The following is a 22,272-nucleotide window of genomic DNA, read 5'->3' on the forward strand; positions in this document are numbered from 1 at the left end:
AGGCCAGTCATGAGCAAGGGATTGGTGTTGCTGGCCGAGCGGCTGTTGGTGGCGGAGCAGCAGGCTGCGCTCTCTCTGGCCAAGGCTCAGCAGGACTTGAAGCTGTATCAGCAGCAGCAAGATGCCCTCAACCAATACCGTCAGGTCTATCACCAGCAATGGACAGATCGCGGCTTGCAGGGGATCCCTGCCCAGCAGAACGCCCAATACCACGCCTTCATCAGCAAGCTGGAACAGGCTGCGACCCAGCAATATGAAGGGGTATTGCAGATCCGCGAGGTGCTCACCCAGCGTCGGGAAGAGTGGCTGGCGGCCCAGCAGCGACGCAAGGCGGTGGCCCTGCTGCTCGACAAACAGGCCGTTCGGGCCCAGCAACAGGCCCAGCGTCAGGAGCAGAAGATGCTGGATGAGTTCTCCCTGCGCAGCCGAACCCAGCATTCTGGCCTGTAACTTGCTTTCTGTTGCTCATGGCGCACCAAGGCGCGCCCATACTCCCATTCATGCCTCATCGGCGCCCAGACCCCGGAATCCAGGATGATGCAAACATTGTTGAGCCCCATTACTCCACCCGCTAGCGCTGACAAGAGTGCCCTGGCTGTCCAGGCTGCTCCCTCGCAGGGGGAGGATAAAGCCGAGTTTGCCGATCTCATGAGCCAGTACCGGCAAGGGGAGCAGACAGTGCACTCCAAAGAGACGCGGGCTGAGGGCACGGTCAAGGTGGATGGGGCTGATAAGGCTTTGCAGCCAGACAGCGAGTCGGCCGAGGCGGACATCGCCGTCAGCCTCGCGCGTCAAGAGACTGACGCCAAGCCAGGCAAAACCCTCGCTCAGACCCAAGATGTCGAGCAGGTTAAGGGTGAGGTCATCGAGGACGGCACTCAGGCGCTCAACTCCCTGGCCGGCCACCCTTTCCTCGCTCATCTGCAAGACTCCCTCAAACAAGATACGCGCCTGGTCTCGCCACCAGGCAGTCAGCGTCCCACGGATGGCAACATGTTGCCGCCTGCTTCCGGCCTCGCAGAGGCTGGCGCGGCAGCAACATCAGCAACCGCAATCACATCCGGCAAGCCTGGCGAGCCCGTTGCGCCCCAGAGCCTGGATCAGCCAGCCCTCGCAGATGAGATACAAGCAGAGACTGGTGAGCGCAACGGCAAGCTGGTGACGGCCATGCTCGAGACCGGTGTGGATTCGGGCAGCAAGACCCTGTCCGGCGTCTTGCCCAATACTTTGCCCGCGGAGGCGCTGACAGGGGGCGATGCGGTCCGGTCAGACGCTGAGAGCGCCAAGCAGGTCACCGAGTCCGGGCGCAAGCCGGATGTCAGCACACCGGCCCAGGCCTTTGCGGCCGGTACCCAGCTCGCCCAGCAAGGGGGGCCGCTGCCGGCCAGTGCTCAGTCCCATGGGCCGCAGCAGCAAGAGCAAGACAGGGCGCTGTCGCCAGCGAATACGGAAGGGGAGGTCAGTCAGGATGCCGCGGCCAAGACCGCTGGCGACAAGCAGGCCGCCACGCCAGTCACAGCCGCAGGTCAGCATGGGGCGCCCCAGACTGGCAGCTCGGTGACACCGACGCTGGTCGCGTCTTCGCAAGTGTTGGCCCAGGCTCAATCCCAGGGGAATCAGGCCCCGGTGACCAGCCTGCCTCAGGGGATATCCGCCGCCGCCATCGACGCAGCCGCAGCGTCAGCGAAAAAAGAGCCCATCATCAAGGGCAAGCTGGCAAGCCTTGAGCGCAGCGAGTCCTTCGTTGCCAGCGGTCAGAAGGTGGAGGGCGACGCTGTGCCCCCCAGCCAACATCAAGGGCCGCACGCTGTGGCCGAGCCCCGGGTTAGCCAGACGGCTCTGAACCAGCCCCGTGCCGATGCTCCCTCTTTGCCCCACCTGAAACTTGCCAGCCAGGATGCCCCGACGGAGTTGCAGCAGAGGGTCAACGTCATGCTGGCGGACAAGCTGCAACAGGCGGAGATCCAGCTCGATCCCCTCGGCCTTGGCAAGATGAAAATCCAGATCCAGCTAGGCCAGGACAGCCAGGCCAGTGTCAACTTCGTAGTGCAACATGGCCAGACCCGGGAGATGCTGGAGCAGGCCATGCCCAGGCTCAGGGAGATGCTGGCGGGGCAGGGCATCCAGCTTGGCCAGACGTCCGTGCAACAGCAGACCCAGCAACAGACTCAGCAACAGTCGCAACAGCAGGCTCAGGGTTTCTCGGGGCAGGGCCATGGTCAGTCCGGTCGAGAGGGCGGTCATAGCGCCCGACATGAGGCCGAAAGCGGCGTCACTCGACTCACTTTGTCCATGGATGCGGCAAACGAGAGCGGAATTGATTTCTATGCTTGATGCGCCCCAAGTTAAGTTTATGATAACGAACAAGTTTGATACTAGGGTGGACAAGGGATGGCGGACGATAGCGAACTCACGCTAAAAGACCCGGCGACGGCCAGCAAGAAAAAGCTGATCATCATGGCAGTCATAGTGCTGGTACTGCTGATTGGCGGCGGCGTTGCCGCCTGGTTGCTGCTCTCGGATGGCGACGAGGCGAGCAAGGCGCAGGCCAGCGCCCAGGCGGATGGTCAGGTTCAAGACCCCGCGACCTTGCCGGCCCTCTATGTCGGCATGCCCCGTCCCTTCGTGTTCAACGTGGCGGGCCAGAGCCGGGACAGGCTGGTACAGATCAAGGTGCAGTTGATGGTGAGAGGTGCCCCGAGCGAGGCCCTTGCCAAGCAGCATGTACCGCTCATCGAGGGGACGTTGCTGCGGGTCTTCAGCGCAGCCAGCGCCGAGCAGCTGGTTACCTTCGAGGGCAAGGAAAAATTGCGAAATGACTCACTGGAAGAGTGCCGTCGGGTCTTGAAAGACCTGACCTCTTCCCCCGTAATCGAACAAGTGCTGTTTACCGGCTTTGTAATGCAATAGGTGAAGCGTGAGCGATCTGTTAAGCCAGGACGAAATTGATGCCCTCTTGCACGGGGTCGACGATGTCGAAGAGGAGGAGTTAGGTGCGGCAGGCGATCCCGGTGTCGCCCAGTTTGACTTCTCCTCCCAGGATCGCATCGTCCGTGGGCGCATGCCCACCCTGGAGTTGGTGAACGAGCGTTTCGCCCGTCACATGCGCATCAGCCTGTTCAACATGATGCGGCGCACCGCCGAGGTGTCGATCAATGGCGTGCAGATGCTCAAATTCGGCGAATATGTGCATACCCTGTTCGTGCCAACCAGTCTGAACATGGTGCGTTTTCGTCCCCTCAAGGGGACGGCGCTGATCACCATGGAGGCCCGCCTGGTGTTCATCCTGGTGGAGAACTTCTTCGGTGGCGACGGCCGTTACCACGCCAAGATAGAGGGGCGCGAATTCACCCCCACGGAGCGGCGCATCATCCAGATGCTGCTCAAGCTGGTGTTCGAGGATTACAAGGATGCCTGGGCGCCGGTGATGGACGTCGGCTTCGAGTATCTGGATTCGGAAGTGAACCCGGCCATGGCCAACATAGTGAGCCCGACCGAGGTGATCGTGGTCAGCTCCTTCCACATCGAACTCGATGGCGGTGGCGGCGACTTCCACGTGGCCATGCCTTACTCCATGCTCGAGCCCATTCGCGAGTTGCTCGACGCCGGTGTGCAGAGCGACAAGGGCGACACGGACGTGCGCTGGAGCAAGGCGCTGCGTGACGAAATCATGGACGTCAAGGTGGAGCTCAAGGCCAAGTTGCTGGAGACAGAGCTGACCCTGCGCGAGCTGATGGAGCTGCAACCCGGCGACATCATCCCGGTGGAGATGCCGGAGAACCTGCTGGTCTATGTGGAGGACTTGCCGACCTTCCATGCCAAGATGGGGCGCTCCAAGGAGAATGTGGCGCTCAAGATTGTCGACAAACTCAAACGCCCGGACGGGGTCAAGACGGAGATGCACCTGGTCACCCGTGGCGGCGTGCGCATCGATGGCGAAGCCGAGCTCGAAGAGCTCGAACGCAGCATAGAAAATCCCCACAGATAACAGGCCCAGAGCCCGCCCAATCATGAACAGTAAGGAAGTAAGATGAGCACACCCGAAGACGAGCAGGATCTGATGGCCGATGCCTGGGCCGCGGCCCTCGAAGAGCAGGTCACGACCGAAGTCAAACCGGCTCCCCTCGAAGAGCTGAGAGACGATGCGCCCATCAGTGCCGAGGAGCGTCGCAAGCTCGACACCATACTCGACATCCCGGTGACCATCGCCATGGAGGTCGGTCGCAGCCAGATCAGCATCCGCAACCTGCTGCAGCTCAACCAGGGATCTGTGGTAGAGCTGGATCGGGTGGCCGGTGAGCCCCTGGACGTGCTGGTCAACGGCACCCTGATCGCCCATGGCGAGGTGGTGGTGGTCAATGACAAATTCGGGATCCGGCTGACCGACGTGATAAGCCAGATAGAGCGGATCAAGAAACTCAAATGATGCGTGCCGCCATCTTGCTACTGCTGTTGCCGTTGCCTGCATTGGCAGAGACTACCGCCACACTGCCGAGCTTCGGCTCCTGGCTACTCTCCAGCCTGCTGGTGATAGGCCTCATCCTGGTGCTGGGTTTTCTGCTCAAGAAGAGCAAGCTCACCCAGGTGATGGGGGGCGGCCAGATGAAGGTGATCGCCAGCTTGCCCCTTGGCTACAAGGAGAAGTTGCTGGTGGTCAAGGTGGGCGAGCAGCAGCTGCTGCTCGGCGTGACTCCCCAGCAGGTCAACTTCCTCTATCGTCTGGAGCAGCCGCTGGATGAGCGTCAACCCCAGGCTTTCGCCCAGCAGCTAAACAAGCTGATGACGCGCAATGACAAAGAATAACGGAATGAAAAGTCTATTGATGAAGCGTCACTGGAGCTGGCTGTTGCTGGTGCTCTTCTCGCCGCTGGTACTGGCCCAGGATGGCATGTCGGCTGTGACCATCAAGACCATGGCGGACGGCAGTCAGGAGTACAGCCTGACCCTGCAGGTGCTGGCGCTGATGACGGCCCTCTCCTTCCTGCCAGCGGTGGTCATCATGATGACCTCCTTTACCCGCATCATAGTGGTGCTCGGCATTCTCAGGCAGGCGATAGGTCTGCAGCAGAGCCCCTCAAACCAGGTGCTGGTCGGCATCGCGTTGTTCATGTCCTTCTTCATCATGTCCCCCGTGCTGGATCGCATCAACGAAGAGGCATTGCAGCCCTATCTGGCCGAGACCATCACCACCCAGGAGGCGCTGGAGAAGGCGCAACTGCCCCTGCACCAGTTCATGCTGGCCCAGACCCGTATCAAGGATCTCAATACCTTCATGGAGATCGCCAACGTGCAGGTGGACAAGCCTGCCGACGTGCCGCTGCGGGTCTTGATCCCGGCGTTCGTCACCAGCGAACTCAAGACCGCCTTCCAGATAGGTTTCATGCTGTTTCTGCCCTTTCTGGTCATCGACCTGGTGGTCGCCAGCATTCTGATGGCCATGGGGATGATGATGCTTTCTCCCATGCTGGTCTCGCTGCCCTTCAAGCTGATGCTCTTTGTCATGGTCGACGGCTGGAACCTCATTCTGGGATCCCTGGCGACCAGCTTTGGTCTGGGCAGCGGGGGATGATGTCAGCTATCCCAGCCGTTGAAACCTGTCTGGCATGCCATGCTGGATGGCTGGGGTCTGATGCCGACTTTTCTGGCCGGCTGTCTCGGCCGGCAGGCAGGTGGCCAAGCGGGCCAATGGAAAGGAGCTGGTAACATGAGTCCGGAAACCTTTGTCGACGTATTTCGCGAGGCGCTCTGGCTGGTCACCATCATGGTGTGTGCCGTCATACTGCCGAGTCTGTTCGTCGGTCTGCTGGTGGCCATCTTCCAGGCGGCCACCTCCATCAACGAACAGACCTTGAGCTTCCTGCCCCGACTGGTGGTGACCCTGCTGGCCCTGGGCGCCGGTGCTCATTGGGGTCTGCAGAGCCTGATGGATTTCTTCCAGCTGATGGTGAGTCAGATCCCCGAGGTGGTGGGGTGAGTCGCACAGACCCGGGGCGAGCATCGTGACCTTCTCCAGCCAGCTCATTCTGGAGTGGCTCGCCGCCGTGCTCTGGCCGCTGGCCCGGGTCAGCAGCCTGCTGATGGTGATGGCGGTGTTCGGCAGCAAGCTGGCCCCCATGAATGTGCGCATGGGGCTCTCGTTGGCCATCACCTTCCTGATCGTTCCCCTGTTGCCGCCCATGCCCGCTGTCGAGCTCTTCTCCCTCGGCAGTTTTCTCATTCTCGGCCAGCAGATCCTGATAGGCGCAGCCCTCGGCCTGATGACCCAGTTTCTGATGGAGAGCTTCGTGCTGGCCGGTCAGGTCATCTCGATGCAGACCAGCCTGGGTTTTGCCTCCCTGGTGGATCCCATGAACGGCCAGTCCGCCCCCGTGGTGGGCCAGTTCTACCTGATGCTGGCGACCCTGGTGTTCCTCGCCCTCGACGGTCACCTCATCATGCTGCGGATGGTTATCTTGAGTTTCGATACCCTGCCGGTGGGCACAGTGGGCCTCTCGGTTGCGTCTTTGCGTACTCTGGCTGGCTTTATAGGCGTCATGTTCCAGGCCGCCCTGGTGATGTCCCTCTCCGCCATCGTCGCCTTGCTGCTCATCAATTTTGCGTTCGGGGTCATGACCCGGGCCGCTCCCCAGCTCAACATCTTCAGCATCGGTTTTGCGGTCAGCATGATGTCGGGGCTCTTCATTCTCTGGTTGACCATAGGTGGCTTCCTCGGCCACTTCGATGCCCTCTGGGAACGGGTGCAGGAGACGAGCTGCCAGCTCATCGATACCCAGTGTCTGGGAGGTGCCCATGGTTGATGGGGCCTGGTTGAGCGGGGGCAACCTGCCCCTGGGTTTCTGCGGAGCTGGCCCCCATGGCTGATTCCGATCAGGAACGCAGTGAACAGGCGACCGGCAAGCGATTACAGCAAGCCCGTGAGAAGGGGCAGATCGCCCGGTCCAAAGAGTTGGGAACCGCCAGCGTGCTGCTGGCCGCCGTGTTCGGCCTGCTGATGGTCAAGGAGCGCCTGGCCACCGCCATGCTCAAGGTGATGACCATGGGGTTCACCCTGGAGCGGGAGCAGGCATTCGATCCCAATGCCATGGGGGCCATGGTGCCCATCCTGATCGGCGAGGTGGTGGCACCCCTGGGGCTGCTGTTCGCCTTTGTGGCGCTGGCGGCCTTCGTCGGCAATACCCTGCTCGGTGGACTCAACTTTTCTGCCGAGGCCATGATGCCCAAGTGGAGCAAGCTCAGCCCCCTTGCCGGCCTCAAGCGTATGTTCGGGGTGCAATCCTGGGTGGAGCTGGTCAAGTCCATCGCCAAGGTGCTCTTCATCAGCCTGTTTGCCTGGTGGACCTTGTCGAGTCAGTTCAGCCACCTGCTCAATCTCTCTCTGGAAGCCTTTCCTGGCGGCATCATCGATGCCCTCGAGCTGTTTCTGTGGATGCTGATCATTCTGTGTTGCGCCTTGCTGCCCATCGTTGCCATCGATATTCCCTTCCAGAGCTGGAACCATGCCCGTCAGCTCAAGATGACCAAGCAGGAGGTCAAGGACGAGTACAAGGATTCCGAGGGCAAGCCCGAGGTCAAGGGTCGTATCCGCCGCTTGCAGATGGAGATGGCGGCGCGGCGCATGATGGGGGACGTGCCCAAGGCCGACGTCATCATCACCAACCCGACCCACTACTCGGTGGCGTTGCAATATGATCAGAGCAAGCCGGGGGCTGCGCCCAAGGTGCTGGCCAAGGGGGTGGACGATATAGCGCTCAAGATCCGCGAGATAGGCCGCGAATATGAGATCCCCATACTGCCATCCCCGGCGCTGACCCGCGCCATCTACCACAGTGCCGAGATAGGTCAGGAGATCCCAGAGGGGCTGTTTGCCGCCGTGGCCCAGGTGCTTGCCTATGTCTATCAGCTCAAGAAATTCCGCCGTGGCCGGGGCCGCCGCCCGCAGCCTCTTGGCAAGGATCTGCCAATACCCAGCGAATACCGCAAATAACATGGGGTACTTGATGACGGCACTCGCCGCTTTTTGGAACGGATCTGTCTCTCTTCCCAACGAATACCGCAAATAACATGGGGTACTTGATGACGGCACTCGCCGCTTTTTGGAACGGATCTGTCTCTCTTCCCAACGAATACCGCAAATAACATGGGGTACTTGATGACGGCACTCGCCGCTTTTTGGAACGGGTCTGTCTCTCTTCCCAACGAATATCGCAAATAACATGGGTACTTGATGACGGCACTTGCCGCTTTTTGGAACGGATCTGTCTATATCCCCACCGCATGCCGCAAATAACGCGGGCATATGACGGCAATTCAGATGTCCTCACCCGCAATCCATGGCCTGGTTCTCTCTATTTCTAGCGAAAATCGAAAATGACAAACTTCTGACGCAGTCAAAATAAAATCATTTAAAATCAACAAATTGCTTTATTGGCTCGATGTTTGCTTTAATCTGCCCATCTGGGATAAAGAACTGAGAGTCGTCATGACAGTGCGGGCATCATTGGGCCGGTTGAAAGAGTACCGCGGACTACTGAGCAAGGGCTTGGGTACACCGCTGCTGGTGTTAGCCTCCCTCGGCATGGTGGTGCTGCCCATACCGCCGCTGATGCTGGACACCCTGTTCTCCTTCAACATTGCCCTCTCCATCGTGGTTCTGCTGGTGGCCGTCTACACCCGCCGCCCCCTCGAATTCGCCGCCTTCCCAACGGTGCTTTTGATAGCGACCTTGCTGCGTCTGGCGCTCAACGTCGCCTCGACCCGGGTGGTACTGCTTGAAGGCCATAATGGTGGCGACGCCGCGGGTCATGTGATCGAGGCGTTCGGCAATGTGGTGATCGGCGGCAACTATGCGGTCGGCATCATCGTTTTCCTCATTCTGGTCATCATCAACTTCGTGGTGGTTACCAAGGGGGCAGGACGGATCTCGGAAGTCAGCGCCCGCTTCACGCTCGATGCCATGCCCGGCAAGCAGATGGCGATAGATGCCGATCTCAATGCGGGTCTCATCAATCAGGAAGATGCTCGCAAACGCCGCGCCGAGGTGACTCAGGAGGCGGATTTCTACGGCTCGATGGACGGAGCCTCCAAATTCGTCAAGGGGGATGCCATCGCCGGCATCATGATCCTCTTCATCAACATCATCGGTGGTTTCATCATCGGCATGATGCAGCACGATCTCAGCTTCGGCGAGGCGGCTGAAATTTATACTCTGCTTGCCATAGGTGACGGTCTGGTTGCCCAGATCCCCTCACTGCTGCTCTCCATTGCCGCCGCCATCATAGTGACGCGTCAGAACACGGATCAGGACATGGGTACTGCCATGCTGAGCCAGCTGTTCGACAACCCCAAGGCCTTGGTCATCTCCGCCAGCATCTTGCTGATGATGGGGTTGGTGCCGGGCATGCCGCACCTTGCCTTCCTGAGTCTTGGTGGTGGTGCGGCGCTTGGCGCCTGGTGGTTGTTGCGCCGCGAGAAGCAGAACAAGGCGAAGGCGGCGAGCGGTGAATTGCTGCCGGCCAATGGCGATGCACCGATCGAGCAGAAAGACCTGAGCTGGGATGACGTCATGCCGGTGGACATCATCGGACTCGAGGTTGGCTATCAGCTGATCCCCCTGGTGGACAAGAGCCAGGGTGGCGAGCTGCTCAACCGGATCAAGGGGGTGCGCAAGAAGCTCTCCCAGGAGCTCGGTTTTCTGGTACCGGCTGTGCATATCCGCGACAACCTGGATCTCGCACCGAATCAGTACCGCATTACCCTGATGGGGGTGAGTACGGGGGAGGCGAATGTCTACCACGACAAGGAGATGGCCATCAACCCAGGCCAGGTGTTCGGCCAGATCCAGGGGATCCCGACCCAGGATCCCGCCTTCGGGCTTGAGGCGGTCTGGGTCGCCAAGGATCAGGTCTCCCAGGCGCAGACTCTAGGCTATACGGTGGTGGATGCCGCCACCGTAGTGGCAACTCACATGAGCCAGATCCTCTCCAACCAGGCGGCGCTGCTGCTTGGCCACGATGAAGTACAGCAACTGCTCGACATGATAGGAAGGCACCAGAGCAAGTTGGTGGAAGGGCTGGTTCCCGAGGTGATCAGCATGGGTAACCTGGTCAAGGTGCTGCAGAATCTCCTCAATGAAGGCGTGCCTATTCGTGACATGCGCACCATACTGCAGACCCTGGTGGAATATGGTCCCCGCAGCCCGGATCCCGAGGTGCTGACCGCGGCCTGCCGTATCGCCCTGCGCCGGTTGATCGTGCAGGAGATCGCGGGCCCGGACCCCGAGTTGCCGGTCATTACATTGGCGCCAGAGTTGGAACGTATATTGCATCAATCATTGCAGGCGGGTGGTGGCGAAGGGGCCGGTATAGAGCCGGGCCTGGCGGAGCGGATGCAACGCTCTCTGCTTGAGGCCACCCAGCGACAAGAGTTGGAAGGTCAACCGGCGGTGCTTCTGACATCGGGGATTTTACGCAATACCCTGGCCAAGTTTGTCAAGAATGCCATTCCAGGATTGCGTGTCCTGTCTTATCAGGAAGTGCCGGATGACAAGCAGATCCGTATTGTCAGCGCGGTAGGGCAGAACTAGTTAGCGGAGATGACGGGTGAAGATTAAGCGGTTTTTTGCCAAGGATATGCGCACGGCCCTGGCCGAAGTCAAAGAGACTCTCGGGCCGGACGCCGTCATCATGTCCAACAAAAAGGTCACCGGCGGAGTCGAGATCGTTGCCGCGATAGACTATCAGTCTCAGGTCAGCATCCCGAGGGATCTGCCGGTTCGCCGTCAGTTGCACGAAGAGAGTGTCAATATTTCGTCTGCGGCGCGTCAGGCCGTGCGCCCGACCAGCCAGCTTTCCGGCGCAGCCCTGGCCCAGGAGCCGGGCAAAGGCGGGCAGAGCAGGAACGAGCAGTATGCCGATACCCTGGCTGCCCTGTTGGCACGCCAGCAGCAGCTGACCCCCGGCCAGAGCGGACTGGGCGCGGGGCGCGGGGCCTCTCAACCGGCACAGGCGCCACGTACCTTGGCCGAACAGAGCAACTGGACGGCCCCGGAAGCCGCCAAGCCCAAAGCGCGCCCTGCTGCCCAGCGTGCGCCGCAACCGGCCCAGCGCGACCAGGAGATGGAGGGCATGCGTCATGAGATGGCTTCCATTCGCAAGCTGCTCGAACACCAGATCTCCGGTCTGATGTGGCAGGAAGTGGAGCGCCGTGAGCCGATGCGAGCCTTGCTCATCAAGGAGCTCAAGAAGATTGGCTTCGATGATGCTTTTGCCGATCAGCTGGCAGGTCTCATACCGGAAGATGTCTCTGTGCATCAGGCACTGGCCCAGTTGGCCGAGGTGTTGACGGCACAGCTCAAGGTGAGCGAGGACGACATCTTGCGTCAAGGGGGCGCCGTTGCGCTGCTGGGACCGACCGGGGTGGGCAAGACCACTACCATCGCCAAGTTGGCGGCCCGTTTTGCCATGAAGTATGGCGCCGAGCAGGTAGCCTTGATCACCACGGACAACTATCGGATCGGTGCCCACGAGCAGTTGCAAACCTATGGGCGTATTATGGGGTGTCCGGTGCGTCAGGTACGGGACGCGGAAGAGCTGTCGGCCGCCCTTTATCAGTTCCGCCACCGTCGATTGGTGTTGATTGACACCGCTGGCATGGGGCAACGGGATATCAGGCTCACCGAGCAGCTCGACACCCTGGTCAAGAGCTCAAAGGTGCAGATCCGCAGTTATCTGGTGATGTCGGCGACTTCCCAGCGTCGGGTCATGCAAGAGGCCATGGATCACTTTCGCCGCATACCGCTCTCCGGCTGCATTCTTACCAAGCTGGATGAGAGTCTCAATCTGGGGGAAGTGATTAACGTGTGCATCCAGAATGCGCTGCCCATCAGTTACATCACCGATGGCCAGCGGGTTCCGGAAGATATTCAAATTGCCAACGCAGCCCAGCTCGTCGGCGCGGCCATGGGGTCGCTGGACCGGCAGAGTGAAGAGCCCTATTTCTGGGGTGCGGGTTTTGGCGAGGGCGAGGATTCAGAATCTTATGAGTAACATACCTATGGATCAGGCGAGTGGTCTGCGCAAAATGCGTACAAATAATCGAGTGAAAGTGATCGCTGTCTCCGGTGGTAAGGGGGGCGTCGGCAAGACCAACGTCACCCTGAACGTGGCCGGTGCCATGGCGGCGCAAGGCAAGCGGGTGATGGTGCTGGATGCCGACCTGGGGCTGGCCAACGTGGACGTCATGCTGGGGCTGCGGGTACATCGCAACCTCTCCCACGTGTTGGCGGGAGAGTGCACCCTGGACGACATCATCGTCGAGGGTCCCTACGGCATGATGATAGTGCCGGCCACCTCGGGTACCCAGTCGATGGTTGAGCTCTCACCAGCCCAGCACGTGGGGCTCATCCGCGCGTTCAGCGAGATGAAGACTCAGGTCGACATACTGCTGGTGGATACCGCCGCCGGTATCTCCGACATGGTGTTGAGCTTCACCCGTGCCGCCCAGGACATCATGATAGTGGTGTGCGACGAGCCGACCTCCATCACGGATGCTTATGCCCTCATCAAGATCCTCTCCAAGGACCATGGGGTCTTCCGCTTCAAGGTGGTGGCGAACATGGTGCGCTCCCTGCGTGAAGGACAGGAGCTTTATGCCAAACTGACCCGGGTGACCGATCGCTTCCTTGATACCTCCCTGGAATTGGTCGCTTGTGTTCCCTATGACACCAACTTGCGGGCCGCGGTACGCAAGCAGAAGTTGATCATTGAAGCCTTCCCCAAGTCGCCGGCTGCATTGGCATTCCGCGCCTTGGGCAACAAGGCTGCCAGTTGGCCCATCCCGCATCAGCCCGGTGGTCACCTGGAGTTCTTCCTGGAAAATCTGCTGCAAAAACCGGCAATCACAGAGGAAGGTGCTCGTGAATAAAGCCCAAGCGTACTTGCGTCATCAGGATTCCTATGTGCTGGTGGAGCGCCACGCTCCGTTGGTGAAACGGATCGCCCAGCATCTGTTGGCTCGTCTGCCGAGCAGTGTCTTGCTGGATGACCTGATCCAGGCAGGTATGATTGGGCTGCTCGAAGCCTCCCGCAACTTTGACGGTAGCAAGGGTGCGAGTTTCGAGACCTATGCTGGCATCCGCATTCGCGGCTCCATGCTCGACGAGATCCGCCGTGGTGACTGGGTGCCCCGTTCGGTACACCGCAACAGTCGCACCATAGCGGATGCCATAGAGAACGTGGAACAGGCCCATGGCCGTGATGCCCGCGACACCGAGGTTGCCGCCTATATGGGGGTTGGCCTTGGCGAATATCACACCATGTTGCAGGATGTCTCCTGTGGCAAGATCATCGGCATCGAGGATCTTGGGATCAGCGAGGATGTGATTGGTGGGCCCGATACGGGTAATAACCTGGGCTTTGACGAACTGGCGGCCGAGCGCTTCCAGAGCGCCCTGGCCGAGAACATAGGCCGTTTGCCGGAGCGGGAAGCCCTGGTGCTTTCCCTCTACTACGACGAAGAGTTGAATCTGCGCGAAATTGGCGAAGTATTGAACGTAAGTGAGTCTCGGGTGAGCCAGATCCACAGTCAGGCGATGCACAGATTGCGTGCTCGCCTGCGAGATTGGCACGCATAAGCGTGTCATGGCTACACTGGCCACCGACTCTCAGGCATAATCCGCACCCTGAAACCTGCGCTATTGCATCATTAAGTAAGCCGCCACGACGGCTCTCTAGGAGGAAAATTTGGACAAGAACATGAAAATCCTCATCGTCGACGACTTCTCGACGATGCGCCGGATTATCAAGAACTTGCTGCGCGATCTCGGCTTCAACAACACCCATGAAGCGGATGACGGCAATACGGCATTGCCGATGCTCAAGAATGGCGACTACCAGTTCGTGGTTACCGACTGGAACATGCCCGGTATGCAAGGCATCGATTTGCTCAGGGCCATTCGCCTCGACGACAAACTCAAGCACCTGCCGGTGTTGATGGTGACCGCTGAAGCCAAGCGCGAGCAGATCATCGAAGCGGCCCAGGCCGGCGTCAACGGTTACATCGTCAAGCCGTTCACCGCCGCCACTCTCAAAGAGAAACTCGACAAGATCTTCGAGCGGATCGGCTAAGGGGCCCGCCATGACGGCCAAAACGAGTGCCATGATCTCCCTCGAGCAAGCGAGAATGCTGGTCACCCATCTGGAGCAGGGGGAGTTTGAGTCGGCTGATTCACTGCTCGCCGATGTCTGTGCCCCTAATGCGGCCATGCTGTTTGACAAGGTTGGCCAGCTGACCCGTCAACTGCACGATTCACTGCGCGATTTCCAGCTCGATCCCAGACTGCCCTCCCTCGCCAATCAGGAGATCCCGGATGCTCGCGAGCGGCTCAGTTATGTCATCGACATGACCGACAAGGCCGCCAACCGCACCATGGACGCCGTCGAGGCCAGTCTGCCCATTGCCGATCGCCTCAATGACAATATCCAGTTGGTGCTGCCGAACTGGCAGGCGCTGATGTCCCGGGAGCTCAGCCTGGGTCAATTCAAGGCTTTGTGTCATCAACTGGATGATTTTATTAAGGCTTCTGAATCCGATGCCGATAAATTACGACAATTGCTGACTGATATCCTGATGGCTCAGGATTTCCAGGACCTGACCGGACAAATGATCCGCCGGGTAATCACCCTGGTGCAGGAAGTTGAAACCAAATTGATCGAAATGCTGACCATGTTTGGTGACGCGACGACTGAGCCTGCCCCTCCCCAGCCACCCGTGAGCGGGATAGAGGCGGAAGGGCCCATCATGAACCCTCATACCCGAAATGACGTGGTAAACGGTCAGGATGATGTGGACGATCTGCTGTCCAGCCTCGGATTCTAGATGATATGGACAGTTTACTGTCCAGCCTCGGATCCTGAATGAGATATGGATGTTCTGCAGTCCGGTCTCGGATCCTAAATGAGATGTGGACGATCTGCTGTCCAGGCTCGGACCCTAGATGATGTGGACGATCTGTTGTTCAACCCCGGATTCTAATGGAGTGACGAATGGCCTTCGAAGTTGATGAAGACATACTGCAAGACTTTCTGGTCGAAGCATCCGAAATATTGGAACAGTTGTCTGAACAACTGGTCGAACTCGAGAAGCGCCCCGACGACAAGAACCTGCTCAACGCCATCTTTCGCGGTTTTCATACCGTCAAAGGGGGCGCCGGCTTCCTGTCGCTGACCGAATTGGTCGATGTCTGCCATGGGGCCGAGAACTTGTTCGACATGCTGCGCAATGGCAAGCGAACCCTCAGTGCTGAACTGATGGACGTGATCCTGCAGGCCCTCGACGCCATCAACGTTATGTTCGTTCAGGTGCAAAACCGTGAGCCGACCAGTGCCGCAGCCCCCGAGCTGCTGCACAATCTCCATGAGTTGTGCAAGCCCCAGGGGGAAGAGCAACTGCTCAATGCCAGTACGGACCAGAGCCCGGTGGCACCTGCCATCGAGTCTGAGCCTGCACCTGACGCGGCCCCGGTCCTGGCCGGACAGGGTGGTGGTTCCATCGACGAGATCTCCGATGACGAGTTCGAGCGTCTGCTCGACGAGTTGCACGGGGCGGGCGCCTCACCGACGACACTGGTTGCACCCTCTGCCGCCCCTTCGGCCAGCGGTGATATCACGGACGACGAATTCGAAGCCCTGCTCGATCAGCTCCACGGTCATGGTCAGCATCTGGGGGCACCGACGCCATCTCCGCTGCCGTCGGTACAGAGCGAAGTGGACTCCCTGATCGATGACGACGAGTTCGAACGCCTGCTCGATGAACTCCATGGCCGTGGCCAGGGTCCTGCCGTCACCATGAAATCGGCCGCGCCTGCTGCTGCAACGCCCAGCACGCCAGTGGTGCCAGCAAGTCCGGTCGCGGCAGCACCTGTTGTGGCCAAGGCTTCGGCCCCGCTCGCTCCTAAACCGGCCACAGCCCCTGCACCAGTCGCCAAGGCACCGGCCAAGCCCGCGGCCTCCGAGAACAATGCGGTCCAAAACGACAGCACTGTGCGGGTAGATACCAAGACCCTGGACGTCATCATGAACATGGTGGGCGAGCTGGTCCTGGTGCGTAACCGTCTGGTAAGTCTTGGCATCAACAGCAATGACGAAGAGATGTCCAAGGCGGTTGCCAATCTGGATGTGGTCACCGCGGATCTGCAAGGGGCGGTGATGAAGACCCGCATGCAGCCAATCAAGAAGGTGTTTGGCCGCTTCCCGCGGGTGGTGCGCGATTTGGCCCGCAGCCTGAAGAAAGACATTGAACTCATCATGGTCGGGGAAGAGACCGACCTTGATAAAAACCTGGTGGAGGCTCTGGCCGACCCGCTGGTTCACCTGGTTCGCAACTCTTGCGACCATGGGGTCGAGATGCCTGATGTGCGGGAGAAGGCGGGTAAACCGCGTCAGGGCACCATTACCCTGAGTGCCTCCCAGCAGGGGGATCATATCTTGCTCTGCATCGAAGATGACGGTGCCGGTATGGATCCTGAGAAACTCAAGTCCATCGCCATCAGCCGCGGGGTACTCGACGCCGACAGCGCGGCCCGCATGAGCGATACCGATGCTTACAACCTGATCTTTGCCCCCGGTTTCTCCACCAAGTCAGAGATCTCCGACATCTCGGGCCGTGGCGTCGGCATGGACGTGGTCAAGACCAGCATAGTGAGCCTGAACGGCTCGGTGCACATCGACTCAACCTTTGGCAAAGGAACGCGTCTCGAGATCAAGGTGCCGCTCACCCTGGCGATATTGCCGACCCTGATGGTCGAGGTAGGGGAGCAGACCTTTGCGCTGCCACTGGGCTGCGTCAACGAGATCTTCCACTTGGACCTGAAGAAGGCCAATGTGGTGGATGGTCAGCTGACCATCATAGTGCGCGACAAGGCAATCCCGCTTTTCTACCTGCACAAGTGGTTGATCCGTGGCGCCAATCGCCATGGCAAACAAGAGACCGGTCACGTGGTGATCGTGCAGATTGGTACCCAGCAGGTCGGCTTCGTGGTCGACAATCTCATCGGGCAGGAAGAGGTGGTGATCAAGCCGCTGGACAACCTGTTGCAAGGCACGCCGGGTATGGCGGGTGCCACTATTACCAGCGATGGCGGCATTGCACTTATTCTCGATGTCCCCAGTCTGCTCAAGGCCTATGCGCGTAGACAATAATCCTTCGGGTCCAAGGAGTTAGAAAAATAACAATGGCAGTCAAGGTATTAGTCGTCGACGATTCGAGCTTCTTTCGCCGCAGGGTCAGCGAGATCATCAATCAGGATCCCCAGCTGACCGTGATAGACACGGCCCAAAATGGCCGTGAGGCGGTAGACAAGGCCATCGCCCTGCGCCCCGATGTCATCACCATGGACATAGAGATGCCGGTGCTCGATGGCATCAGTGCGGTGCGTGAGATCATGGCCAAGTGCCCCACGCCCATACTGATGTTCTCCTCCCTGACCCATGAGGGGGCTCGCTCTACCCTGGATGCCCTGGATGCCGGGGCCCTGGATTTTTTGCCCAAGAAATTCGAAGACATCGCCCGCGACAAGGATGAAGCGGTACGTCTGTTGCAGCAGAGGGTCAAAGAGATCTCTCGCAAGCGCTTCATGATGTCGGCCCGCCCGCAACCGGTGGCGGCCGCTCCTGCGGCCAGGCCAGCTCTGGGCGCGGCGTCCCTGCGCGAACGTCCGGCCTTGACCGAGCGCGCCTTGGGCACTGAGCGCACCGCGCCGGTTGCCAGCTTCAAGCGCAGCGGCAAGAGCTATCAGCTGGTGGCCATCGGCACCTCGACCGGCGGTCCGGTCGCCTTGCAGAATGTGTTGACCAAGCTGCCCATCGATTTCCCCCATCCGATCCTGTTGATCCAGCACATGCCGGCCACCTTCACCGCCGCCTTTGCGGCTCGCCTCAATGGCCTGTGCCAGATAGGAGTCAAGGAGGCGCAGGATGGCGACGTGCTCAAACCCGGTCATGCCTATCTGGCGCCGGGCGGCAAACAGATGTTGCTCGAGGGGCGTGGCACCGGTGCCCGGTTGCGCATCATAGAGGGCAATGACAAGGTCAACTACAAACCCTGCGTCGACATCACCTTTGCCTCCGCCGCCAAGACGTATGGTGACAAGGTGCTGGCCATAGTACTGACCGGCATGGGCGCAGATGGCCGCGATGGTGCGCGCCTGCTCAAGGAGCAGGGTTCCACTATCTGGGCTCAGGACGAGGCCTCTTGCGTCGTCTATGGGATGCCGCAAGCGGTCGCCAAGGCGGGTATCGCCTCCGAATCTCTGCCTCTGGACAGGGTCGCCCAGCGCATCCTGGTCGAGTTAGGTCGCTAAATGGCGCTGCTTGGGTTAGCGCTGGCGCTGGCGGCCATTGCCATAGCCCAATGGTGGCATGGTGGCAGCTTGCTGACCCTGCTCGACGGCCCCGCCTTTCTCATCGTGGTGGGCGGCACCCTGGGTGCCGTCATACTGCAGACTCCGCGCCAATATTTGCTGCAGGCCTTTGGCCAGCTCGGTTGGGTGCTGAACCCGCCCGCCTGGGATCTCGCCCAGCAGGGGGAGCGGCTGAAACGCTGGGCCATGTTTGCCCGTCAGCAGGGGTTGCTGGCCCTGGAAGAGGCGGCCGATGGTGAAGTGGATCCCTTTACCAACCAGGGGCTCACCATGTTGGTGGATGGGGTGCCGGTCGAGCAGATGCGCCAGCTGCTCGAGGCCGATATCGATATCAGCCAGGAGCACAATGAGCATGCGGCCCGGGTGTTTGAATCCATGGGTGGCTACAGCCCGACCATCGGCATCATAGGGGCGGTGCTCGGCCTCATCCAAGCCATGTTTCATCTGGAAGACCCGGCGGCGCTTGGCGCCGGTATTGCCGTGGCCTTCGTGGCGACTATCTATGGGGTGGGCTTTGCCAACCTTGTCTATTTGCCGCTCGCCAACCGGCTGCGGGCTTTCCATTACCACTATGGCCTCTACCAGGAGATGACCCTGGAGGGACTGCTGGCTATCGCCCATGGCGAGAACAGCTTGCAGCTGGAGCGTCGGCTCAGGGTCTACCTCAAGGGGGAGTGAACATGCGCAAGCGCTATCGTCTTCACCTGCGAGGCCATGAACAGCTGGATCGCTGGCTGGTATCCTACGCCGATTACATGACCCTGATCTTCGCGCTGTTCGTGGTGCTCTATTCGGTGGCCATGGTCGACAAGGACAAGTTTCGGGTCGTGATCGAAGGCATGACCCAGGCCTTTGAGGCGCGTCCTTTGCAGGGCGAGGGACTGCTGGAGCGGGAGGGGCCCGCCATCGTCCCCCCGGCCCCGGCGCCGGACAAGATCATACCCGACCCCTCGCAGGCGCAGGCAATTGCCCTGGCCCCCATCTCCGGGGTGCCCATGGCCCAGCAGGGGGAACCGCTCCCCACCCTGGATGCCCAGCTGCGCAAGGCGATGGCGCCCCTGCTTGAGGCCGGTCTGGTCGATATCCAGCAGGACAAGGAGTGGCTCAATATTGCCCTCGATTCTGCCCTGCTTTTTTCGAGCGGCAGCGCCTTTATGGGGCCGAACGCATCGCCACTGCTCAATAGCCTCTCAAGTATTCTCAAACCGGTCGATAACTATGTGAGGATTCGGGGCTACACCGATAACCAGCAGATCCATAATGAGATTTTCAGCTCCAACTGGGCACTTTCTGCGGCCAGGGCCGAGGCGGTGCTCACGACCCTCATCGGTCAGGGCATTGCGCCACAGCGGCTCGCCTTTGAGGCCTACGGGGAGTTTTCTCCCTTCGCCAGCAATGAGACCGAGGGGGGCAGGGCAAAGAATCGTCAGGTCGTGGTCGCCATCTCTCGCCTGCGTTGGGTTGCCCCACCGGCACCGGCAGCACAACCCGTCGTGGCCCAGGTCGAGCAAAGCGCTCCCCAGACCGATGCACAAGCCATTAGAGTCATTGCCTTACCGGGCGGCGGCATACGAATTACCACGAGACAGGATTAACACTGTGATTGTCTGGGCGGTTGCCAATCAAAAAGGTGGGGTAGGTAAAACCACCACAGTCGTCTCACTGGCCGGGATCCTCGCCCAGAAGGGGCAGCGGGTGCTGTTGATCGATACCGATCCCCATGCATCTCTTACTTCCTATTTCGACTATGACTCAGACCGGCTCGATGGCACCCTGTATGAGCTGTTTCAGGCGGTAAAACCCAGCAGTGAGCTGATCAACAAGGTGACCTTGAAGACGCGCTTTGACAATATCAGCCTGCTGCCTGCCTCCATCACGCTCGCGACCCTGGACAGGGTCATGGGCAACCGGGAGGGGATGGGGCTGGTGCTCAAACGGGCGCTGCTGCGCATTCAGGACAGCTATGATTATGTGCTGATCGACTGCCCCCCTGTACTCGGGGTCATGATGGTCAACGCCCTGGCGGCGTGCGATCGCATTCTGGTGCCGGTTCAGACCGAGTTCCTGGCCTTGAAGGGGTTGGAGCGGATGATGAAAACCTTCGAGATCATGCAGCGTTCCAAACGTGACAAGTTCCGTTTTACCGTGATCCCGACCATGTTCGACAAGCGTACCCGCGCCTCCCTGCTGACGTTGAAATCGATCAAGGAGCAGTATGGCGAGGCGGTGTGGAATGCCGTGATCCCCATCGACACCAAGTTCAGGGATGCCAGCCTGGAGCACATGCCTCCCTCCATTTTTGCCCCCGCCAGCCGGGGTTGCTATGCCTATCAGACGTTGTTGACGCACCTGGACGCTCTGGAGCGCAAACGGGTGCAGGAGGTGGTGGTATGAGCGAGGTCACCCAGACCCGGGCGATGGATGACTACTTCCATTCGCTGCTAATCGATGATCTCCTGCTGGAGGAGGATATGGCGCCCGAGCCAGCGCCTCAGCCCAAGGTGGTGGCCAAGGCTTATCGTGTCCCCTATGTCGAGGTGGAAGATGAGCGCCTGGCCCAGCTGAGTTCCTTGCTGGCTCAAGTGAGCAAGGTGCAGGTCGAGATGGACAGCCTGAGCCAGGAGGCGACGGTTGAGCCCTTCGCTCTGGCGAGTCATGTGGAGGTTGAGGCCTCCCCGGACGTGGAGACGCTGACTGTCGTCACCGAGGCATTGCTGGCCGAGCCTGAACCCCAGTACGAGCCTGTTCCTGTCGTGTTGCCGGTAGAGACGCTGCAGAGCGAGACGGCCGCCGAACTTGCCGAGAGTCTGCTGCCAGACGCCGCGCCTTGGCAGAATATCGAGATGGGCAATGAGTTCCAGGCCCTCTTCTTCGAAGTGGCCGGCGTGACCTTCGCCGTGCCGCTGATGGAGCTGGGTGGCATCCATCAGTTGGGGGAGGTGAGTGCATTGTTCGGTCAACCCAAGTGGTACCGTGGCATCATGACCCAGCGTGAGCAACAGATGAGTGTGGTCGATACCGCACTCTGGGTAATGCCGGAGAAAGACCTCGAGGTCGCTGATTACAATTACTTGATCATGTTGGGTGAGTCCAATTGGGGACTTGCTTGCCATCACTTGAAGGGGACCGAGCTGCTGCATCGGGATCAGGTCAAGTGGCGTCATCAGGAGGGCAAACGCCCCTGGCTCGCCGGCATGGTCAAAGAGAAGATGTGCGCCCTGCTTCACGTCAGGGAGTTGCTGGTCCTGCTGGCGCGGGGCGTCAATATTACAGGGTACTGATCGCCACCCGGCCGTGTTGCCGGAACGAGATGTTTTCATACAAGGAACAAGACATGACACAAAAGCGCAATATTGCCCAGAATCTGGCGGAAGACGAAGTGCTGCAATGGGTCACCTTCCAGCTCGAAAACGAGACTTATGGCATCAATGTGATGCAGGTGCAGGAGGTGTTGCGCTACACCGAGATTGCCCCGGTGCCCGGTGCCCCTGACTATGTGCTCGGTATCATCAACCTGCGCGGCAACGTGGTGACCGTCATCGACACCCGCTCCCGGTTCGGTCTGCCCGGTGGTGAAGTGAGCGAGAATTCCCGCATCGTCATCATAGAGGCGGAGAAGCAGGTGATCGGCATCATGGTCGACAGCGTGGCCGAGGTGGTTTACCTTCGTTCCTCCGAGATAGACGCGGCACCTGCCGTGGGAACCGAGGAGAGCGCCAAGTTCATTCAGGGGGTCAGCAATCGCGATGGCCAACTGCTGATCCTGGTCGATCTCAACAAGTTGCTGTCAGACGAAGAGTGGGACGATATCGGCTCTCTCTAAGGCTGAGGCCAATGGATGATGCCGGTTGTTGCCG

23 protein-coding genes are annotated in these 22,272 nt (G+C 59.8%); all 23 read left to right on the forward strand.

What is annotated here, in order from left to right; translation table 11 throughout:
* Positions 1-9 precede the first annotated feature (9 nt).
* On the forward strand, positions 10-450 hold the full coding sequence (fliJ, locus tag ACSMDR_RS16230; RefSeq protein ID WP_005899623.1) for a flagellar export protein FliJ: 441 nt from the start codon (positions 10-12) through the stop codon (positions 448-450).
* A gap of 84 nt (positions 451-534) precedes the next feature.
* Positions 535-2,334: a flagellar hook-length control protein FliK gene (locus tag ACSMDR_RS16235; RefSeq protein ID WP_436468911.1), complete on the forward strand. Its 1,800-nt coding sequence runs from the start codon at positions 535-537 to the stop codon at positions 2,332-2,334.
* A 57-nt stretch (positions 2,335-2,391) separates the two neighbouring features.
* A complete protein-coding gene (gene fliL / locus ACSMDR_RS16240; protein ID WP_436468912.1) occupies positions 2,392-2,910 on the forward strand; it encodes a flagellar basal body-associated protein FliL in 519 nt (172 codons plus the stop codon).
* 7 nt (positions 2,911-2,917) lie between these two features.
* A complete protein-coding gene (gene fliM / locus ACSMDR_RS16245) occupies positions 2,918-3,988 on the forward strand; it encodes a flagellar motor switch protein FliM (protein ID WP_005899630.1) in 1,071 nt (356 codons plus the stop codon).
* A gap of 42 nt (positions 3,989-4,030) precedes the next feature.
* On the forward strand, positions 4,031-4,426 hold the full coding sequence (fliN, locus tag ACSMDR_RS16250; protein ID WP_005899632.1) for a flagellar motor switch protein FliN: 396 nt from the start codon (positions 4,031-4,033) through the stop codon (positions 4,424-4,426).
* Complete coding sequence (gene fliO, locus ACSMDR_RS16255) at positions 4,423-4,803, forward strand: flagellar biosynthetic protein FliO (protein WP_436468913.1); 381 nt, start codon at positions 4,423-4,425, stop codon at positions 4,801-4,803. Before fliN ends, fliO begins: the two co-directional genes overlap by 4 nt.
* Positions 4,790-5,569 carry a flagellar type III secretion system pore protein FliP gene (gene fliP / locus ACSMDR_RS16260; protein WP_436468914.1) on the forward strand — a complete coding sequence of 260 codons (780 nt, stop codon included), beginning with the start codon at positions 4,790-4,792 and terminating at the stop codon, positions 5,567-5,569. Before fliO ends, fliP begins: the two co-directional genes overlap by 14 nt.
* Before the next feature lie 135 nt (positions 5,570-5,704).
* On the forward strand, positions 5,705-5,974 hold the full coding sequence (fliQ, locus tag ACSMDR_RS16265) for a flagellar biosynthesis protein FliQ (RefSeq protein WP_005899639.1): 270 nt from the start codon (positions 5,705-5,707) through the stop codon (positions 5,972-5,974).
* A gap of 25 nt (positions 5,975-5,999) precedes the next feature.
* Positions 6,000-6,797: a flagellar biosynthetic protein FliR gene (gene fliR / locus ACSMDR_RS16270; RefSeq protein ID WP_005899641.1), complete on the forward strand. Its 798-nt coding sequence runs from the start codon at positions 6,000-6,002 to the stop codon at positions 6,795-6,797.
* A gap of 56 nt (positions 6,798-6,853) precedes the next feature.
* Positions 6,854-7,984: a flagellar biosynthesis protein FlhB gene (gene flhB / locus ACSMDR_RS16275; RefSeq protein WP_005899643.1), complete on the forward strand. Its 1,131-nt coding sequence runs from the start codon at positions 6,854-6,856 to the stop codon at positions 7,982-7,984.
* A gap of 495 nt (positions 7,985-8,479) precedes the next feature.
* Positions 8,480-10,582, forward strand: a complete 2,103-nt coding sequence (gene flhA, locus ACSMDR_RS16280) for a flagellar biosynthesis protein FlhA (protein WP_005899645.1) — start codon at positions 8,480-8,482, stop codon at positions 10,580-10,582.
* Positions 10,583-10,598: 16 nt separating this feature from the next.
* Positions 10,599-12,044 (forward strand): flagellar biosynthesis GTPase FlhF, encoded by a 1,446-nt coding sequence (gene flhF / locus ACSMDR_RS16285; RefSeq protein WP_005899647.1) that lies wholly within the window; start codon positions 10,599-10,601, stop codon positions 12,042-12,044.
* Positions 12,037-12,921 carry a MinD/ParA family protein gene (locus ACSMDR_RS16290; protein WP_040319084.1) on the forward strand — a complete coding sequence of 295 codons (885 nt, stop codon included), beginning with the start codon at positions 12,037-12,039 and terminating at the stop codon, positions 12,919-12,921. The genes flhF and ACSMDR_RS16290 overlap by 8 nt, the downstream gene beginning before the upstream one ends.
* Positions 12,914-13,630, forward strand: coding sequence for an RNA polymerase sigma factor FliA (locus ACSMDR_RS16295; RefSeq protein WP_005899651.1), 717 nt, complete (start codon positions 12,914-12,916; stop codon positions 13,628-13,630). Before ACSMDR_RS16290 ends, ACSMDR_RS16295 begins: the two co-directional genes overlap by 8 nt.
* 121 nt (positions 13,631-13,751) lie before the next feature.
* Positions 13,752-14,123 carry a chemotaxis response regulator CheY gene (cheY, locus tag ACSMDR_RS16300; protein WP_436469337.1) on the forward strand — a complete coding sequence of 124 codons (372 nt, stop codon included), beginning with the start codon at positions 13,752-13,754 and terminating at the stop codon, positions 14,121-14,123.
* A 10-nt stretch (positions 14,124-14,133) separates the two neighbouring features.
* A complete protein-coding gene (locus tag ACSMDR_RS16305) occupies positions 14,134-14,874 on the forward strand; it encodes a protein phosphatase CheZ (RefSeq protein ID WP_005899656.1) in 741 nt (246 codons plus the stop codon).
* Positions 14,875-15,041: 167 nt separating this feature from the next.
* Positions 15,042-17,195: a chemotaxis protein CheA gene (locus ACSMDR_RS16310; RefSeq protein WP_436468915.1), complete on the forward strand. Its 2,154-nt coding sequence runs from the start codon at positions 15,042-15,044 to the stop codon at positions 17,193-17,195.
* A gap of 32 nt (positions 17,196-17,227) precedes the next feature.
* Positions 17,228-18,355, forward strand: coding sequence for a protein-glutamate methylesterase/protein-glutamine glutaminase (locus ACSMDR_RS16315; RefSeq protein ID WP_436468916.1), 1,128 nt, complete (start codon positions 17,228-17,230; stop codon positions 18,353-18,355).
* Positions 18,356-19,093 carry a flagellar motor protein gene (locus ACSMDR_RS16320; RefSeq protein ID WP_005899662.1) on the forward strand — a complete coding sequence of 246 codons (738 nt, stop codon included), beginning with the start codon at positions 18,356-18,358 and terminating at the stop codon, positions 19,091-19,093.
* 2 nt (positions 19,094-19,095) lie between these two features.
* Positions 19,096-20,010 (forward strand): OmpA family protein, encoded by a 915-nt coding sequence (locus tag ACSMDR_RS16325; RefSeq protein WP_436468917.1) that lies wholly within the window; start codon positions 19,096-19,098, stop codon positions 20,008-20,010.
* A gap of 4 nt (positions 20,011-20,014) precedes the next feature.
* Positions 20,015-20,809 carry a ParA family protein gene (locus ACSMDR_RS16330; RefSeq protein WP_005912726.1) on the forward strand — a complete coding sequence of 265 codons (795 nt, stop codon included), beginning with the start codon at positions 20,015-20,017 and terminating at the stop codon, positions 20,807-20,809.
* Complete coding sequence (locus ACSMDR_RS16335) at positions 20,806-21,696, forward strand: chemotaxis protein CheW (RefSeq protein WP_436468918.1); 891 nt, start codon at positions 20,806-20,808, stop codon at positions 21,694-21,696. The genes ACSMDR_RS16330 and ACSMDR_RS16335 overlap by 4 nt, the downstream gene beginning before the upstream one ends.
* A 53-nt stretch (positions 21,697-21,749) precedes the next feature.
* On the forward strand, positions 21,750-22,238 hold the full coding sequence (locus ACSMDR_RS16340) for a chemotaxis protein CheW (RefSeq protein ID WP_005907442.1): 489 nt from the start codon (positions 21,750-21,752) through the stop codon (positions 22,236-22,238).
* Positions 22,239-22,272: the final 34 nt, after the last annotated feature.

It is taken from the genome of Aeromonas molluscorum (assembly GCF_051376105.1).
Classification (GTDB): domain Bacteria; phylum Pseudomonadota; class Gammaproteobacteria; order Enterobacterales; family Aeromonadaceae; genus Aeromonas; species Aeromonas molluscorum.